This window comes from Pseudomonas sp. NPDC089392 (assembly GCF_044749595.1).
Classification (GTDB): domain Bacteria; phylum Pseudomonadota; class Gammaproteobacteria; order Pseudomonadales; family Pseudomonadaceae; genus Aquipseudomonas.
Map to the genome: position 1 here is coordinate 104,708 of NZ_JBIVIF010000010.1, position 18,429 is coordinate 123,136.

5 protein-coding genes are annotated in these 18,429 nt (G+C 66.6%); 2 read left to right on the forward strand and 3 right to left on the reverse strand.

All coding sequences use genetic code 11. From position 1 onward, the window contains the following. From ACIP1G_RS12070 to ACIP1G_RS12080, 3 genes are all read right to left on the reverse strand, one after another. Positions 1-7,833, reverse strand: a complete 7,833-nt coding sequence (locus tag ACIP1G_RS12070) for an amino acid adenylation domain-containing protein (RefSeq protein WP_400736982.1) — start codon at positions 7,831-7,833, stop codon at positions 1-3. 1 nt (position 7,834) lies between these two features. Beyond that, positions 7,835-14,302 (reverse strand): amino acid adenylation domain-containing protein, encoded by a 6,468-nt coding sequence (locus ACIP1G_RS12075; RefSeq protein ID WP_400736985.1) that lies wholly within the window; start codon positions 14,300-14,302, stop codon positions 7,835-7,837. A 612-nt stretch (positions 14,303-14,914) separates the two neighbouring features. Further along, positions 14,915-15,898 (reverse strand): TauD/TfdA family dioxygenase, encoded by a 984-nt coding sequence (locus ACIP1G_RS12080; protein ID WP_400736987.1) that lies wholly within the window; start codon positions 15,896-15,898, stop codon positions 14,915-14,917. Between the two features lie 181 nt (positions 15,899-16,079). Here ACIP1G_RS12080 and azu point away from each other — a divergent pair, with 181 nt between their 5' ends. After that, the gene (azu, locus tag ACIP1G_RS12085; RefSeq protein WP_400736990.1) at positions 16,080-16,529 is read left to right on the forward strand and encodes an azurin; all 450 of its coding nucleotides are present in this window, start codon (positions 16,080-16,082) and stop codon (positions 16,527-16,529) included. A 34-nt stretch (positions 16,530-16,563) separates the two neighbouring features. After that, positions 16,564-18,216: a cyclic peptide export ABC transporter gene (locus tag ACIP1G_RS12090; protein ID WP_400736993.1), complete on the forward strand. Its 1,653-nt coding sequence runs from the start codon at positions 16,564-16,566 to the stop codon at positions 18,214-18,216. The last annotated feature ends 213 nt before the right edge of the window (positions 18,217-18,429 follow it).

Genomic DNA, 18,429 nt, shown 5'->3' on the forward strand with positions numbered 1-18,429 from the left:
TCAAACTGCCTCAAGCTCATTCATGAAGTCGTGGAACTCGTCCAGGTCTGCCGAGCGGTCAGTGCTGGTTGCGCTGACGGCGGCGGCGTAGTCGCGCAGATTGTCGGCCTGGAAGATCAAGGCCAGCGGTGTCTCGGCGCCCAGCTCCATCTGCAGGCGCGCCACCGCTTGTGTAGCCAGCAGGGAATGCCCGCCAAGCTGGAAGAAGTTGTCACCCAGGCCGACCTGCTCCAGCTTCAGCACATCCGCCCAGATTGCCGCGATCTGCTGCTCCAGCGCGCTTTGCGGGGCAATGTACTCACCCTGCAACTGGCTGGCATCCGGCTGCGGCAGGGCCTTGCGGTCCAGCTTGCCGTTCGGCGTTACTGGCAGCTTGTCGAGCAGCAACAGGTGCGCCGGCACCATGTAGTCCGGCAGGCCGACCTTCAGGGCTTCGCGCAGGCTGTCGCGCAATACGCCTTGGTCTTGCGTGCTGTCGGCAGGCACCACGTAGCCCACCAGTTGCTTGCCACTCGGCCCGTCCTGGGCCAGCACCACCGCTTCCTGCACTGCCGGCAGTTCCAGCAGGCGTGCTTCGATTTCGCCCAGCTCGATACGCAGGCCGCGAATCTTCACCTGGTGGTCGATACGCCCGGCGTAATCAATCACGCCATCGGCACGGTAGCGCGCCAGGTCACCGGTGCGATACAGGCGCCCGCCGGTGTCACTGAACGGGTCCGGTACGAAGCGTTCAGCGGTCAGCGCTGGGCGCTGGTGGTAACCACGGGCCAGGCCGACGCCACCCAGGTACAGCTCGCCGGCACTGCCGCGCACGGCCGGTTGCAGGCTGCCTTCGAGGATGTGGGTTTTCAGGTTGTCGATCGGTTGGCCGATCGGCACGCTGATGCTTTCGTCCGGCTGGCAGGTCCAGTGGGTGACGTCGATCGCCGCTTCGGTCGGGCCGTACAGGTTGTACAGGCTGGCCGCCGGCAAACGCTGCAAGGTCTGACGCGCCAGCTCGGCCGGCAGCGCTTCACCGCTGCACACCACGCGCTTGAGGCTGACGCAGCGCTCGACCGCCTCGTGGGTCATGAACGCCTGCAGCATCGACGGTACGAAGTGCAGTGTGCTGATGCCGTAGTGGTTGATGGTTTCGACCAGCAGCTGCGGGTCGCGGTGCGCACCCGGTTGGGCCATGACCAGGCGCGCGCCGGTCATCAGCGGCCAGAAGAATTCCCACACCGACACGTCGAAGCTGAACGGGGTTTTCTGCAGCACGCTGTCGCTGGCGTCCAGGCCATAAGCCTTCTGCATCCACCACAGGCGGTTGACCAGCGCCTGGTGGCTGTTGCCAGCACCTTTCGGCCGGCCGGTGGAGCCAGAGGTGTAGATCACATAGGCCAGGTTCAGCGGCGCGACGTCGATATCCAGATTGGCGTCGCTGTAGCCGCTCAGGTCCTCGCTATCCAGGTCCAGGCTGCGCAGGCCGGCCGGAATCGGCAGGCTGTCGCGCAGGTGCGACTGGGTCAGCAGCAAGGCAATGCCGCTGTCTTCGAACATGTAGCTCAGGCGGTCCTGCGGGTAGTCCGGGTCCAGCGGCACGTAGGCGCCACCGGCTTTGACGATACCCAGCAGGCCGATGACCATCTCCAGGCTGCGCTCCATGGCGATGCCTACCAGCACGTCCGGCCCTACGCCCTGCTCGCGCAGTTTGTATGCCAGTCGGTTGGCGCGACGATTCAGCTCGGCATAGGTCAGGGTCTGCTCGGCAAATACCAACGCCGGGGCGTCCGGGGTGGCGAACACCTGGGCCTCGATCAGCTGATGAATGCTGCGCTCGTCCGGGTAGGCGGCCTGGGTGGCGTTCCAGCCTTCGACCACCTTTTGCTGCTCCGGCTGGCCCAGCATTGGCAGCTCACCGATAACAGTTTCCGCGTTCTCGACCAGCGCCTGCAGCAGGTTGGCAAAGTAGCCCGCCAGGCGGCCGATGGTCTCGTCGCTCCACAGTGCACGGTCGTGGCTGTACTGCATCGATAACGTTGCGCCCAGCTCCACCACCAGGGTCAGCGGGTAGTTGGTCTGCTCCTGCACAGCCACGTCGCCAAAGCGCAGGCCACCGGGCGCGCCTTGTTGCAGCGCCTCGGCCACCGGGTAGTTCTCGAACACCAGGATGCTGTCGAACAGCGCGTCGCCGCCCTGCCCCGCCCAGCGCTGCACATCGTACAGTGGGGTGTGCTCGAACTCGCGCACAGCCAGGTTGCCGGCCTGCACCTGGCCGATCCACTCGGCCACGGTCTGCTCGGCACGCGGCGCGCCGATCACTGGCAGGGTGTTGATGAAGAGGCCGATCTGTTCTTCCACGCCTGGCAGGTCTGCCGGGCGCCCAGCGACGGTGGCGCCGAAGCACACGCTGGCCTGGCCGGTGCAGCGCTGCAACAGCAGCAGCCAAGCCGATTGCACCAAGGTGTTGACCGTGACCCGGTTGGCCCGGGCGAAGGCTTCGATGCGGGCGGTCTGCTCGCGGTCGAAGGACAGGCGGTGATCGCCATAGCCGCTGCCGCTTGCGTCAGCGCTGCCGGCAATGGCCTGGGCCAGGCGGGTCGGCTCGTCCAGCACCGCCAGCTGGACCTTCCAGAAGGCTTCGGCTACTGCTGCGTCCTGGCCTTGCAGCCAGGCGATGTAGTCGCGGTAGTGCGTGGCCTGGGCCTGCGGCACCAGGCCGGCATAGCGTTGCAGCACCTCACCCAGCAGGCGCGAGGTGCTCCAGCCGTCCATGAGGATATGGTGGTTGGTGTAGATCAGGTGGTGGCTGGCATCGCCCGTACGCACCAGTACCAGGCGCAGCAACGGCGCCTCAGCCAGGTCGAAGCCGCGCTGGCGCTCACCGTCGGCCAAGGCCTGCAGGGTCTGCTCCAGGTCCGGCTGGCCGCGCCAGTCATGCTCGCTGAACGGCAGCTCGACGGCCTTGCGTACCACCTGCACCGCCTGCTCCAGCGCGCCTTGCAGGATGAAGCCGCTGCGCAGGATATCGTGGGCATCGAGCGTAGCCTGCCAGGCGTGCTGGAAGCGCTGCACATCCAGCCCATGTACATCCACACGCAGCTGGTTGATGTAGTTGCCGGCCTGCTGGTCGTACAGGGTGTGGAACAGCATGCCCTGCTGCATCGGCGACAGCGGGTAGACATCGACGATCTGCGCGGCGGCCAGTGGCAGGCTGTCCAGTTGTACCTGGGTCAACGCGGCCAGTGGGAAGTCGGATGGCGTCACGCCCTGGTGGCGGGCATCGCAGCAGTGCTCGACCAGCTCGACCAAGGCCTGCTCGTAGGCTTGGGCCAGCTTGTCGATGGTTGCCGGGGCATGGACCTCGGCGCTGTAGGTCCACTCCAGGAACAGCTCACCGCCATACACCTGCCCGGTGATGCTCAGCCAGTTACCCAGCTGCGCGCCAGCGCAATGGCTACGGCCCGCACTTTCACCGCTTGGGGCGAACAGTGCACCGGCGTCGCTATTGAAGCTGGCGTCGAACTGGCCCAGATAGTTGAAGGTGACACGGGGCTGGGCGGTACGCGCAAGCTGCCCACGTACTTCGGTATCACCGAGGTAGCGCAGCAGGCCGTAGCCCAGGCCTTTGTCCGGCACCGTGCGCAGCTGCTCCTTGATCGTCTTGATCGACTGGCCAAGCTCATGGCCGGGGGTGAGGCGCACCGGGAACAGGCTGGTGAACCAGCCCACGGTGCGGCTGAGGTCGAGGTCGTCGAACAGGTCTTCGCGGCCATGGCCTTCCAGCTGGAGCAGTACGTTGTCCTGTGCACTCCACTGGCAAAGGGTGCGCGCCAACGCAGTCAGCAGCAGGTCGTTGATCTGCGTGCGGTAGGCAGCCGGGGCCTGCTTCAACAGTTTGGCGGTGCGCTCGGCATCCAGCCGTGTGGCGGCAGTGCGGGCGTGGGTATTGACCAGGCTGCCCTGCGGGTTGTCCCGCGGCAGCTCGGCGTTGTCGCCGGCCAGCGCCTGCAGCCAGTAGTCGCGCTGTACTTGCAGTGCAGGGCTGTTGGCGTAGGCGGCAAGGCGTTCGGCCCAGGCTTTCACTGGGGTGGTCTTGGCCGGCAGGTTGACGGCCTGACCGTTCAGCAACTGCTGGTAGGCCTCTTGCAGGTCTTCCAGCAGCACCCGCCAGGACACTCCGTCAACTACCAGGTGATGCACCACCAGCAGCAGCCGCTGCTGGCCATCGGCGAAGTCGAACAGCTCGGCGCGCAGCAGCGGCCCGTGCTCCAGGTTCAGGCTGGCCTGTACCTCGTTGCCGGCAGCGTCCAGTTGGTCCAGCACTGCCAGGTTGCGCTGGCGCAACAGCGGCGCGTTGTCCTGCGGCTGGAAGCGTGCCTGCCACTGGCCCTTGTCACGGGTGAAACGCAGGCGCAGGGCATCGTGCTGTTTGACCACTGCGCGCAGGGCTGCCTCCAGCTGTGGCACTTGCACCGGGCTGGCCGGCTTGAGCATTACCGACTGGTTCCAATGCGCCGGTTGGGCGACAGCCATCTCAAAGAAGCGCGCCTGGGCTGGCAGCAGGGCCACCTCGCCACTGGTAGCCGTGTCCACGGCTGCTGCAACTGCAGGCTGCTTGGCCTCGACAAGTTTGGCCACCTGGGCCAACTGGGCAATGGTCTGTTGTTCGAACAGTTGCTTGGGGGTGATCTTGATGCCCTGGCGCTTGGCCCGGGCGATGATCTGCAGGCTGAGGATCGAGTCACCGCCCAGTTCGAAGAAGTTGTCGCTGCTACCGACCTGCTCCAGCTTGAGCACATCGGCCCATACGGCGGCCAGTTTCTCCTCGATTTCGCCTTCTGGGGCCACATAGCCACGGCTGACCGCGCCCGGTGCCGGCAATGCGCGCTTGTCCAGCTTGCCGTTAGCGGTCAGCGGCAGGCGCTCCAGCAGCAGCATCTGTGCCGGCACCATGTAGTCCGGCAGGCGTGCTTGCAGCTGCGCTTGCAGTTGCTGCACGGTCACGCCAGCGTCAGCCACCGCGTAGGCCACCAGTTGCAGGCGCTCGGCATCGCCTTCCAGCGGCAGTGCCAGTACCACGGCCTCGCTGACCCCAGGCAGGCCGGCCAGCACGCGGCCGACTTCGCCCGGCTCCACACGGTAGCCACGGATTTTCACTTGGTCGTCGGCACGGCCAATGAACTCGACCAGGCCTTCAGCCGTCAGCCGCGCGCGGTCGCCGGTGCGGTACAGGCGGGCACCGGTTTCGCTGAACGGGTCCGGCACGAAGCGTTCGGCCGTCAGCGCAGGCTGGCCCAGGTAGCCCTGGGCGACGCCCTGCCCGCCCAGGTACAACTCGCCTGCAACCTGCGCGGCCAAGGGGTTGAGGTAGCCATCCAGTACCTGGGCGCATGCATGGCCCAGCTGGCGACCCACCGGCACGGTGCGGCAGCCCGGCAGCGGCTGGTCGGGCTCGAAAGTGAGCACGCCGACAGTGGTTTCGGTCGGGCCGTAGTGGTTGATCACCCGGCAATCGGGGCGCAGTTCGCGGACCTTCTCCAGCAGGCCCCAACCGCACGCCTCACCGCCCAGAATCAATGCGTTGGCAGGCAGCACATCAGCCGCGCGGGCCGCTTGCAGCAGGCCTTGCAGGTGGCTCGGCACCAGCTTCAACACGCCAACCTGGTGCTGCGCCATGTAGCTGGCGAAACCATCCGGGTCGAACGCCAGCTCCTGCGGCAACAGGTGCAGCAAGCGGCCCGAGGCCAGGGCACCGAACAGCACGGTATGGCCCAGGTCGGCTGCGGTGGTGGAAACCATCGCCATGCTCGCCGCTGCCGGCAGTTGCAGGCGCTCCAGCACCGCCTGTGTATAGCTGGCCAGGGCCCCGTGGCTGACCACCACGCCTTTCGGCTGGCCGGTCGAGCCCGAGGTGTAGATCAGGTAGGCCGGTTGTTCGGCGGCGATAAACAGCTCGATCGGGCTGTCGCTGCAGGTTGCCCAGAGCGTGTGATCGCAGGCAATTACCTGCACGCCATCCAGGCCGGCGAAACGCTGATCACCCGGCACGTGCAGCAGCACGGCGGCGCCACTGTCGGCTATCAGTTGCTGCAAACGCTCCTGCGGTTGCTGGGTGTCCAGCGGCAGGTAGGCGGCGCCGGTCTTGAGCACCGCGAGCAAGGCGCTGACCCATTCGATGGAGCGCGGCAGGCACAGCGCGACGATGCTGCCTGCACCGACGCCACGTTGGCGCAGGTAGTCGGCGAGGCGGTTGGACGCTGCCTCCAGCCCGGCCTGGGTCATGAACCGCTCACCGGCGCGCACGCCGCCGGTGGCCTGGCCTTGCGCCATTGCCTGGCGCCACAGGGCGAGGAAGTCACCCTGCGGGTAGCGCTGCGTGGTAGCCGGCAGCACTGCCGCCACTTGCGGGCAATCGACGATGGCTTGCTGCGGGTCGCACACCAGTGCGTTCAGTACCTGGCGCAGTGAGCCCGCCATGCGCTCGATGGTGGCCTGCTCGAACAGGTCGGTGGCGTAGGTGAAGTAGCCTTCGATGCCGTCGGCCTTGTCGGAGAAGTCGAAGGCCAGGTCGAAGCGGGCATCGCCGCCGTCACGGGCAAAGCCTTCCACTTCCAGCGCACCCAGGCGCTTGCGGCCCGCGTCGCTGGCGGCCACGTGCTGGTTGATCTTGAACTGGAACAGCGGGTTATGCGCCAGGTTGCGCTCGGGCAGCAAGGCATCGACCAGGTGTTCGAACGGCAGCTCCTGGTGCGACTGGGCGCCGCCAATCACCTCTTTCACCTGCTCCAGCAGTGCGGCGAAGGTGGCGCGCTCGTCCACCTGCACGCGCAGCACCTGGGTGTTGATGAAGAAGCCGATCAAGCCTTCCAGCTCTGTGCGGTTGCGCCCGGCATTCGGTGCGCCAATGCGGATGTCGGCCTGGCCGCTGTAGCGCGACAGCACCACCGCCACCGCTGCCAACACCAGCACGAACAACGTGTGGCCGCCCTTGCGTGCCTGGCTGCGTAGGGCCTCGGCCTGTTCGCTGCCGATGTCCACACGTACCACCGCGCCGCGCTGGCTTGGCGTGGCCGGGCGTGCGAAGTCCAGCGGCAGGCTCAGCACTGGCTGCTCATCGCCCAGCTGCGCCTGCCAGTAGGCCAATTGGCGCTGCGCCTCACCGGCTTCAAGCCAGGCACGCTGCCAGATGGCGTAGTCGGCGTACTGGATCGGCAAGGCCGGCAGCGCGGCCTGGCGGCCTTCGGCCAGGGCGGTGTACAGCTGGATGAACTCCTGCACCAGCACATCACTCGACCAGCCGTCGGAGATGATGTGGTGCATGCTCAGCGCCAGCACATGCTTGTGCTCCGCCACGCGCAGCAGGGTCACCCGCAGCAGCGGGCCGGTCAGCAGGTCGAACGGCTGCTTGAGGGCAGCGTCCACCGCCTCACTCAGCGCTGCTTCATCGGGGCGGCCATCGAACAGCACCCGCTCCAGCGGCAGCGAGCAGTGGTCGAGAATTTCCTGGTGGAACTCACCCTCCTGCGAGACAAAGCGGGTGCGCAGCGACTCGTGGCGCTGCACCAGCGCATCCAGCGCCTGTTGCAGCACCGCCTGGTCCAGCGCGCCGTTCAGGCGCACCGCCATCGGCACGTTGTAGGCCGGGCTGTCGGGTTCCAGCTGCCAGAGGAACAGCAGGCGCTGCTGGGCGTACGACAGCGGGATACGCGCCAGGCCCTGGCGGGCGGGCACGATGGGCAGCAGGCGGAAGCTCTGGCCGCTGGCCTGCATCTTTTCCAGGATCTGCTGGCGCTGCTCCACGGGGAGGCCGACGAAACGTTGGGCGATGCGTTGTGCTGCAGTGAGTTCCATGTCAGGCCTCTGTGAATGCGTTCATCATTTTTTCGATATCGCTCAGGCCGTCGTCGGACAGCGACAAGCCCTGCTCATCCAGCGCCTGGGCGAAGGCGCGCAATTGGGGGTGGCTGAAAATCAGCCGCAGGGGCATATCCAGCCCCAGCTCGACGTTGATCCGCGACACGGCCTGGGCGGCCAGCAGGGAGTGGCCGCCGAGCTCGAAGAAGTTGTCGTTGAGGCCGACCCGGGCGACGTTAAGCAATTGCGCCCAGATCTGCGCCAGCTGTTGTTGCCGCTCGGTCTGCGGCGCCTCGTAGTCATGCTGCGGCTGGTTTGGGTCGGGCAATGGCAGGGCCTTGCGGTCGAGCTTGCCGCTGGGGGTCAACGGCATGCTCGGCAGGCTCACCAGGTAGGACGGGATCATGTAGTCCGGCAGGCTGGCCTGCAGGTACTGCTTCAGCGCCAGGCGCAGGTCACCGCTGTGGCCTTCAGCCGGCACGGCGTAGGCACACAGTTGCTTGCCACTGGGCAGGTCGATGGCCAGCACGGTGGCCTCGCGCACGTCCGGGTGTGCTCGCAGGTACTGCTCGATCTCCCCCAGTTCGATGCGGAAGCCGCGTACTTTCACCTGATGGTCAACCCGACCGCGATAGGCCAGCTGGCCATGTTCGTCGTAGTGGCCGAGGTCGCCGGTGCGGTACAGGCGACCACCGCCAACCGGGTCGAACGGGTCGGGGATGAAGCGCTCGGCAGTGAGTGACGGGCGCTGGTGGTAACCCCGCGCCAGGCAGCCTGCGCCGCCAATGAACAGCTCGCCAGGCACGCCCACCGGGGTTGGCGCCAGGCCATCGTCCAGGGCATACAGGGCACGGCCCGGCAAGGCGCGGCCGATGGGCACGCCGCCCTGGCTGATCTGCTGCTCGGTCATTTGCGAGCAGTCATAAGTGGTGGCGACCACGGTGGCTTCGGTCGGGCCGTAGGTGTTCAGCAGGCGCACCGCTGGCGGGCCATCGGCCAGCCAGGCGCGCAGGGCGTCTTCCGGCACTGCCTCACCGCCGACGTGAATCTGTTTCAACCGGCCATAGGCCTCGGGGGCGCGGCGCTCCAGCGCCAGCAGGCGCCAGTAGGCCGCCGGCAGGTCAGCCACGGTCACCCCGTGGCGGTTGATCTCGTCCAGCAAAGTGGCGGTGTCCCACAGCCGCAGGTCACGCAGCACTACGCAGGCGCCCTGGGCCAATGGCGGGAAAAACTGTTCGATGAAACCGTCGAAGCTGAACGTGGCGAACTGCAGCACGCGATCATTCGGGCTCAGCCGCGAATAGTCGCCGGCTACCTGGCAGAACACCGACAGGGCATGGTGGTCGATGGCCACGCCCTTGGGCATGCCGGTGGAGCCGGAGGTGTAGATCACGTAGGCCAGGTTGTGCGGTGCGGCCAGGTTGGCCAGCGGCTCGGCGGGCCAGGCGTTCAGCCACTCGGTGCCCGGCTCCAGCACTACGCAAGGCAGCTGCTTGCCCAGTTGCAGGCGCTCACGCGAAGGCGCATCGGCCAGCAGCAGGCCGATGTTGCTGTCTTCGACCATGTAGGCCAGGCGCTCTTGTGGGTAGTCCGGGTCCAGCGGCACATAGGCGCCACCGGCCTTGTGAATGGCGACCAGCGCCAGGGCCATGCCCAGGCCGCGCTCGACCGCCACGCCGACCAGGCGGTCCGGGCCCACGCCCAGCGCCCGCAGGCGGTGCGCCAGCTGGTTACTGCTGCGGTCCAGCTCGGCGTAGGTCATCTGCTGGTCGTCGAAGATCAGCGCCAAAGCGTCTGGCCGCTGACGTGCCTGGTGCTCCAGCAACTGGTGCGCGCACAGGCCGCTGCTGGCCAGCGGTGCCGGGTTCCAGCCGTGGGTCAGCTGCTGGTGTTCAGCGCTGCCAAGCAACTCCAGCTCGGCAATGCAGCACTGCGGCTCGGCGCAGATGGCCTCCAGCAGCGCCTGCCAGTGGCCGGCCATACGCTCGATGCGCGCGGCATCGAACAGGTCGGTGGAGTAGTTGAACGAGGCAGTCACGCCATCGGCGCGCTCGAGGGTGTTGAGCGAGATGTCGTACTGCGCGCCCGGCTCCAGCAGGTCGACTTCCTTGACCTGCAGGCCGTGCAGGGCATCGCTGGACACCTGCTCGCCAAGATCGCGCAGGTGGTTGTACAACACCTGGAAGAACGGGTTCACGCCCTGGTCGCGGTCCGGGTACAGCGCTTCGGCCACTTCCAGGAACGGCACGTCCTTGTTGGCCTGGGCCTGCAAGGTGGTTTCCTTGATCGCCGCCAGCAGCTGCGGGAACGGCTGGCTGCCATCGACGCCAATACGGGCCACCACCACGTTGATGAAGAAGCCGATCAGCCCTTCCAGCTCCAGGCGGTTGCGGTTGGTGACCGGCACGCCGATGTTCAGCGTGCCCTTGCGGCTGTAGCGCGACAGCACGATGGCATAGGCCGCCAGGAACACATGGAACAGCGTGGCGTTGGACGCCACCGCCAGCGTTCGCAGGCGCTCGGTGAGGGCCAGTGGCAGGCGCACGTCGAAGCGGCTGCCTTGGTAGCTCTTGACCGGTGGGCGAATGCGGTCGGCGGGCAGTTCGAGTACTTCGAAGTCGCTTTCCAGGCGGCCTTTCCAGTAGTCGATCTGCGCCTGCATCTGCCCTTCGGCCAGCCACTTGCGCTGCCAGGCGGCGAAGTCGGCGTACTGCACCGGCAGCGGCGCGATGGTGTGTGCCTGGCCCGTGGCCGCGGCGTTGTAGGCGGCGGCGAACTCGCGCACCAGCAGGCTCATCGACCAGCCGTCGGAGACGATATGGTGCAAGGTCAGCGACAGCAGGTGCTCTTGTGCGTGCACCTTGAACAGCCGTGCGCGCAGCAGCGGGCCGTGCTCCAGGTCGAACGGGACAAAGGCTTCGGCTTCCAGCTTGTGCATCTGCGCGGCGTGGTCCTGGCCGCTGAGGTCTTCAAAACCGATCGGCACCGTGGCCGCTGGCAGAATGCGCTGCCAGGGCAGGCCGTCGGCCTCGACGAATACCGTGCGCAGCGACTCGTGGCGGGCCACCAGCGCATCCAGCGCAAACTGCACCGCGGCCTGGTCGAGGTTGCCCTGCATGCGCACGGCCATCGGCGTGTTGTAGGCCAGGCTCTGCGGGTTGAGCTTCCAGAACAGCCACTGGCGGTTCTGCGAGCGGGACACCGGCAGTGGCTGCTGGCGGTCGAGGATTTCGATCTCCAGGCCAGCGCCCTGCTCGCCCTCGGCCACTGCCTGGGCGAAGGCTTGCAGCTCAACCGTGTCGAACAGGGTGCGCAGCGGGATATCCACGCCCAGTTGCTTGCGCACCCGCGAAACGGCCTGGGTGGCCAGCAACGAATGCCCGCCGAGGGCGAAGAAGTTGTCGGTCAGGCCCACCTGCGGTACTTGCAGCACTTCGGCCCAGATCTGCGCCAGCTGCACCTGCAGCGGCGTTTGCGGCGGCTGATAGGCCACTTGGGTGGCGACAGGTTCGGGCAGCGCCTTGACGTCGACCTTGCCGTTGACCGTGACCGGCAAGTGTTCCAGCACCATCAGGTGGCTCGGCACCATGTGTTCGGGCAGCAGGCCTTTGAGGGTGGTGCGGATCGACTCTTGCCAGGCCTGGCTGTCGGCTGGCATCTCGCTGGGTACCAGCCAGGCAGCCAGTTGCAATTGCGGCGCCTGGCCATGCACGCGGACCAGGGCGTTGGCGACGCCGTCCAGCGCGCGCAGCTGGTTTTCGATTTCGGCCAGCTCGACGCGGTAGCCACGGATCTTTACCTGGCCATCCATGCGCCCGGCGAATTGCAGGTCGCTGCCCTGGCGCACCCAGTCACCGCTGCGGTACAGGCGCTGGCCGTGGCTGCCATTCGGGTCGGGGACAAAGCGTTCGGCGGTGAGTGCCGGGCGGTTCAGGTAGCCACGGGCCAGGCCCGCGCCGCCGATGTACAGCTCGCCCTTGGCCTTGGCCGGCAGCGGCTGCAGGCAACGGTCGAGCACCGCCACATGGGTGTTGGCCAATGGCTGGCCGAGGCTGCTCTGTTCATTCAGTTCGGCGACCAGCACACCGACAGTGGTCTCGGTCGGGCCGTAGTGGTTAAACACCTTCAGCGCCGGGGCCAGTTGGCGGATCTTGCCCAGCAGGCCTGGGCTGATAGCCTCGCCACCAAGCACCAGGCATTGGCCCGGCAGCGCCGCGCGGCCAGCCACCAGCATAGCCTCCAGATGCGACGGCACGATCTTCAGCGCATCGACCTGGTGCTTGGCCAGGTAGGCCGCGAAACCTTCGGCATCCAGCACCTGCTCGCGCAGCAGCAGGTGCAGGGTGTGGCCGCCGCACAGGGCGCCGAACAGCATGGTATGGGCCAGGTCGGCCGCCGGGGTCGAGACCTGGGCCATGCTTCGGATGCGTTCGACTGGCAGGCGTGCGGCGATGCCATCAACATAGTTGGCCAGGGCGCCGTGGCTGATCGCCACGCCCTTGGGCTGGCCGGTGGTGCCGGAGGTGTAGATCACATAGGCCAGGTTTGCCGGTGCTGGAGTGATGCGCATGGCCTGGCCATTGCCGGCTTGCGCCCAGTCAAGGCACTGCACAGCTGCGGGCAGCTCGGCCTGCCAGCTGCCGGGGGCCAGCACCAGGCGCGTGCCGCTGTCGGCAAGCATGTAGGCCAGGCGTTCGGCTGGTTGCTCAGGCTCCAGCGGCAGGTAGGCGCCACCGGCCTTGAGCACGCCAAGGATGCTGGCGAGCATGCCGACACTGCGGTCGGCCAGTACGCCGACCAGCGAGTCCGGCCCCACGCCGGCTTCGGCCAGCCGGCCGGCGATGGCCTCGGCGCGGGCATCAAGTTCGGCGAAGCTGGCCTGCTCGCCGGCAGCCATCACCGCGATACGCTCAGGGTGACGGCGGGCGGCAGCAGCAAAGCGCTGCTGCACCATGGGTACTTCGTCAGCCTGTGCTGCGGCGCCAATGGCTGTGGCCAGGCCCGGCAATGCCAGCTCGCCTACGGCGCCAGCCGTTTCGGCGGCCAGCGCCTGCACCAGGGCCAGCCACTGCTCGCCGAGGGTTTCGACGGTCGCCGCATCGAATACATCGGTCGCATAGGTGAACGCCGCATGCAACTGCCCGGCGCGCTCGTGGGTGTCCAACGCCAGGTCGAAGCGAGCGCTGTGCTTTTCCAGGGCAATCGGCGCCAGGCTCAGGCCGGAGCGGGTCTCGATGGCCTGAACATCCGCCACCTGCGCCTGATGGTTGAACAGCACACGGAACAGCGGGCTTTCGCTGCTGCGCGGCAGGTCCAGGGCTTCGACCAGTTGTTCGAACGGCAAGTCCTGATGGCTTTGCGCGCCCACAGCGGTTTCACGCACGCGCTGCAGCAAACCGGCGATATCCAGCAGCGGGTCGATCTCGGTGTGCAGCACTTGGGTATTGATGAAGCAGCCGATCAGGCCCTGGCCTTCGGCACGGTTGCGGTTGGCGATGGGCACGCCGACGCGGATCGCAGCTTGGCCGCTATAACGCTGCAGCAGCAGCTTGAAGGCGGCCAGCAGGGCCATGAACAGGGTGACATTGTGCTTGCGGGCCACCCCGCGCAGGCGTTCGGCAACGTCTGCGTCGATCGGGAATTCGTGGCGAGCGCCGCGGTAGCTAGGGCGGCCCTGACGGGTGCGGTCCAGTGGCAGCTCCAGCGGCGAATGGTCGTCGCCCAGGCGTGCCTGCCAGTAGGCCAGTTGGCGTTCCTGTTCACCGGCCTCAAGCCAGCTGCGCTGCCACAGGGCGTAGTCGCGGTACTGGATCGGCAGCGGCTCCAAGGTGCTCTCGGTGCCGACCACGGCTGCGTCGTAGAGGTGCAGGAACTCGTCGATCAGCACGTTCATCGACCAGCCGTCGGCGACGATGTGGTGCAGGGTCAGCAGCAGCACGTGCTCCTGTGCGCCCAGTTGCAGCAGGCGCACGCGCAGCAGCGGGCCACTGGCCAGGTCGAACGGCGCCAGGGCTTCGGCTTCGGCGATGGTTTCGATGGCGGCCTGGCGGGCATTGTCGTCCAGACCGGTCAGGGCATCCTGGCGCAGCTGCAGCGGGGCTGCGACAGCATCAACCTGCTGGCGCACGTCATCGCCATCGGCGACGAAACGGGTGCGCAGGGTTTCATGGCGGGCCACCAGGGCATCGAAGGCCTGTTGCAGGGCGGTCAGGTCCAGCGGGCCGTGCAGGCGCACGGCCATGGGCAGGTTGTATGCCGCGCCTTGCGGGTCGAGCTGCCAGAGGAACCACATGCGCCGCTGGGCGTACGACAGCTGGTCACGCTCGGCCACCTCCACCCCGGGCGCAATCGGCAGCACGGAAAAATCCATGCCCTCGCCCTGCAACGCCTTGAGGAACAGGCGGCGCTTGTCGGGGCTGAGTTCGATGAAGCGGCGGGCGAGCTTGAGCGTTTGGTCGGCATTCATGTCGAGCGGAGTCCTGGCAGTCGAGCGGTAACTGTCAGACGAAGGGGTGGGGGGGTTATTTAGTGGAGGGTTGCGGGGCTCTGGGCGTCGCCTTGGCGGGCCTCTTCGCGGCTAAAGCCGCTCCTACAGAGGGTGCATCCCCTGAGGCATACGCAGTCCCTGTAGGAGCGGCCGCGAAAGGGCCGGTCCATCCAATACAAGGGTCAGCGCATCAACCCCATCTGGGCTGACAGGTGTTCGCCACAACCCTTTCAGCGCCTGTGAGATCGAGCGCCGAAGCGTTCGCCTTGACATATTCAGCGCCTGTGAGATCGAGCGCCGCCCGCGCGGCGCTTCGCGGGTAAACCCGCTCCTACGTTTGTTTCGGGCCAATTATTTCTGTGGGATTTGCGCGCGAACGCCTTGGCGCATGTCTCAATATCGCGTCGTACAAACAAGGCGGTCGCGCGCGCCTGGCACAGGATGGACTGGCCCGAAACAAACGTAGGAGCGGCTTTAGCCGCGAAGCGCCGCGCGGGCGGCGCTCGATCTCATAGGCGACACACCTCTCAAGGCAGACACCTAGCCGCCCTGACATCCCCTCAAGGCAAACACCCCGCCCCCATTCCCTACTCAGCCCAACCCCTCGCTATACCCCTGCGCCATCGCCACCACCACCTTGCGCTTGCCGGTAAACGGCGACCGCGCATGCGCCGCCAGCATGTTGTCGAGCATCAGCACATCATTCGCCAGCCAGGGAAAGCTGATGGTGCACTCATCCAGCACCCCACGCACCTCATCGAGCAACGAGTCCTCGATGGTCGTACCGTCGCCGTAGTACACGTTACGCGGCAGGTCCTCTTCCTCGACAATATCCATCAGCGACTCACGCACCTCGGGCTGCAGGTTCGACACATGGAACAGGTGCGCCTGGTTGAACCATACGTCCTCCCCGGTCACCGGGTGGCGCGCCACCACCTGGCAACGCTGGCGGGTGCGCAGTTCGCCGTCGTCCTTCCAGATGCACTCGATGGCATGCGCCCGGCAATAGGCCTCGACCTGGCGCGGGTCTTCGGTGTTGAACACCTGCGACCATTCCACATCCAGGCCGTTGCCGTAGTTGCGCACGTACATCAGCCCTTTCTCCTCCAGCCGCTGGCGAATGCGCGCCGGCATGCGCCGGTAAACCTCGCGGCTGTCGGCAATCGGCGTCTCGCCACCGGTCTCGGCAGGGATCACGCTGTAGAACCAGATCTTCATCGGCCACTCCAGGGTGTAGGCCTGCTCGTTGTGCAGGGGGATACTCTGGTGCGCCGGGTACTCGGTGGAGGTGTACACGCCCTTGGTCACGTTGCTGCGCGGGGTGGAGCCGAACTCGTAGTTGAGCAGCGGGTGGCCGAACGAGGCGGCGAACTGGCGGAAGGCTTCGGCACCCGCCACTTCAAAGCCGCGGAACAGAATGCCGCCAGCTTGCAGCAGGTGCTGGTCCACCAGGGGCTGCAGCTCGGCAAAGGCTTCCAGCAGGTCGATACCCGGCTCCGGCGCGCGTACCAGCAGCGGCAGGTTGCCACGCGCGGCGTCCAGCGGTTCGATGGCAAAGCTCAGCAGTTCACTCATGTACGGTCACCTCAAGCCAGGGCCGCGTTGGCGGCGAAATCGGGATGTGCGCCATGGCGGCGCCTGACTAGATTAACGAGCGGGGCTGCGGGAAATTCACCAGCCGCGCGCACACAGGTAAAGCCTGCCCGCGCCGGTTCGTCTGAACGATGTGCACCCCTTTATCGCCCAGGAACCGTACATGACTCGCCAGCTCCTGCTCCTCGCCCTGCTCGCCACGGCCCCGGCCGCCTGGTCGGCGGAGCCATGCGCCGTGGAAATCCACGGCACCGACCAGATGACCTTCGACAAGGCTGCCATCAGCGTGCCCAAGGCCTGCCGTTCGTTCACCGTCACCCTCAGCCACCCCGGCGACATGCCGAAGAACGTGATGGGCCACAACTGGGTGCTGAGCACCCAGGCCGACATGCAGGGCGTGCTGGATGAAGGCCAGAAGGCCGGCGAGGCGCAGGACTACGTCAAGCCTGGCGACACCCGGGTGATTGCCCATACCCGCCTGATCGGCGGTGGTGAAAAGGACAGCGTCACCCTCGATACCAAGCTGCTGAAGGCCGGTACCGACTACAGCTTCTACTGCTCGTTCCCGTTCCACAGCACCTTGATGAAGGGCTCCCTGACCCTCGGCAGCTGACCCCGCCCCCACTCCACCAGCGAGATCACGCTTCATGAAAACCTCTTCCCCCGGGGCCATCCGCGAACTGCTGGGCCTGCTCAAACCCTACCGCCCGGCGGTCATCGTCTCGGTGCTGCTGGGCATGCTCGGCGGCCTGGCCGTGACCGCCCTGCTGGCCACCGTCAACCAGGGCCTGCACGCTGCCGATGGCATGAGCCAGGGCGTGATCCTGGCCTTCGCCGGCTTGTGCGTGCTGGCCCTGGTCAGCAGCGTGGCGGCCGACAGCGGCAGCAACTACGTCGGGCAGAAGGTGATTGCCCGGCTACGCAAGGACCTGGGCGCCAAGGTGCTGTCGGCGCCAATCGAACAGATCGAGCGCTACCGCAGCCATCGCCTGATCCCGGTGCTGACCCGTGACGTCGACACCATCAGCGACTTCGCCTTCGCCTTTTCCCCCTTGGCCATTTCCCTGACTACCGTGACGGGTTGCATGGCCTACCTGGCCTGGTTGTCGTGGCCGATCTTCCTCATCACCCTGGTGGCCATTGGCATCGGTAGCGGCGTGCAGTACATCGCCCGGCAAAAAGGTGTGGCTGGCTTCAACGCCGCGCGCGATGCCGAGGACAACCTGCAGAAGCACTACTCCGCCATCGCCGAAGGCGCCAAGGAACTGCGCATTGACCGCCGCCGCCGCCACGCCATGCTGACGCGCAACATCCAGGGCACCGCCGACTTCATCGCCAGTACCCACATCCGCGCCATCAACATCTTCGTTGTGGCCAAGAGCCTGGGCTCGATGCTGTTCTTCGTGGTCATCGGTCTGACCCTGGCCCTGCAATCGTTGTGGCCGAGCAACGATCCGGCGGTAATGAGCGGCTTCGTGCTGGTGCTGCTGTACATGAAAGGCCCACTGGAAACGCTGATCGGCAACCTGCCGATTCTTGGCCGTGCACAGGTTGCGTTCCGCCGCATTGCCGACCTGTCCGAGCGCTTCTCTTCGCCCGAACCGCACCTGCTGCTGGAACCGCCGGCCAAGCGTGCCGCCCCGGCCAGCGCGCACCTGGAGCTGCACAACGTCGAGTACGCCTACCCACCGGTGGACGGCAACGAACCGTTCCGCGTGGGGCCGGTGAACCTGAGCATCGAGCCGGGCGAAATCCTGTTCATCGTCGGTGAAAACGGCTGCGGCAAGACTTCGCTGATCAAGCTGCTGCTGGGCCTGTACACCCCGCAGCGCGGTGAGGTGCGCCTGAACGGCAAGGCCGTTGGGCCGGAGGGGCTGGATGACTATCGCCAGCTGTTTACCACGGTTTTTGCCGATTACTACCTGTTCGAAGACCTGCCCGAGCATGAACATGCCCTGCCCAGCGATGCCACGCGCTACCTGGAGCGGCTGGAGATTGCCCACAAGGTCAGCGTGCGCGATGGCGCCTTTACCACCACCGACCTGTCAACCGGCCAGCGCAAGCGCCTGGCGCTGGTCAATGCCTGGCTGGACGGGCGGCCGGTGCTGGTGTTCGACGAATGGGCGGCAGACCAGGACCCGACCTTCCGCCGGGTGTTCTACACCGAGCTGTTGCCGGACCTGAAGCGCATGGGCAAGACCATCATCGTGATTTCGCATGATGACCGGTACTTCGATACGGCGGACAAGGTGGTGCACCTGAGCCGGGGGAAGGTGGTGGAGGCAATGGAGCCGGCTTGAGACGGGCGTCGAGGCTGAAGATGCCTGCCTGAAGTTGTAGTTGATGCTCAAATCGAGCGCCGCTCCCGCGGCGCTTCGAGGGACAAGCCCACCACCTGGCCTGCATCACCTTCAAGGCAGGCACAGGACCTGTAGGAGCGGGGGGGGGGGGGGGGGGGGGGGGGGGGGGGGGGGGGGGGGGGGGGGGGGGGGGGGGGGGGGGGGGGGGGGGGG

What these genes read in the sequence shown, in the direction of transcription:
- ACIP1G_RS12075 (WP_400736985.1), bottom strand. Translation starts at nt 14,302, where the DNA reads ATGAATGCCGACCAAACGCTCAAGCTCGCCCGCCGCTTCATCGAACTC.
- ACIP1G_RS12080 (WP_400736987.1), bottom strand. Translation starts at nt 15,898, where the DNA reads ATGAGTGAACTGCTGAGCTTTGCCATCGAACCGCTGGACGCCGCGCGT.
- ACIP1G_RS12090 (WP_400736993.1), top strand. Translation starts at nt 16,564, where the DNA reads ATGAAAACCTCTTCCCCCGGGGCCATCCGCGAACTGCTGGGCCTGCTC.
- azu (WP_400736990.1), top strand. Translation starts at nt 16,080, where the DNA reads ATGACTCGCCAGCTCCTGCTCCTCGCCCTGCTCGCCACGGCCCCGGCC.
- ACIP1G_RS12070 (WP_400736982.1), bottom strand. Translation starts at nt 7,833, where the DNA reads ATGGAACTCACTGCAGCACAACGCATCGCCCAACGTTTCGTCGGCCTC.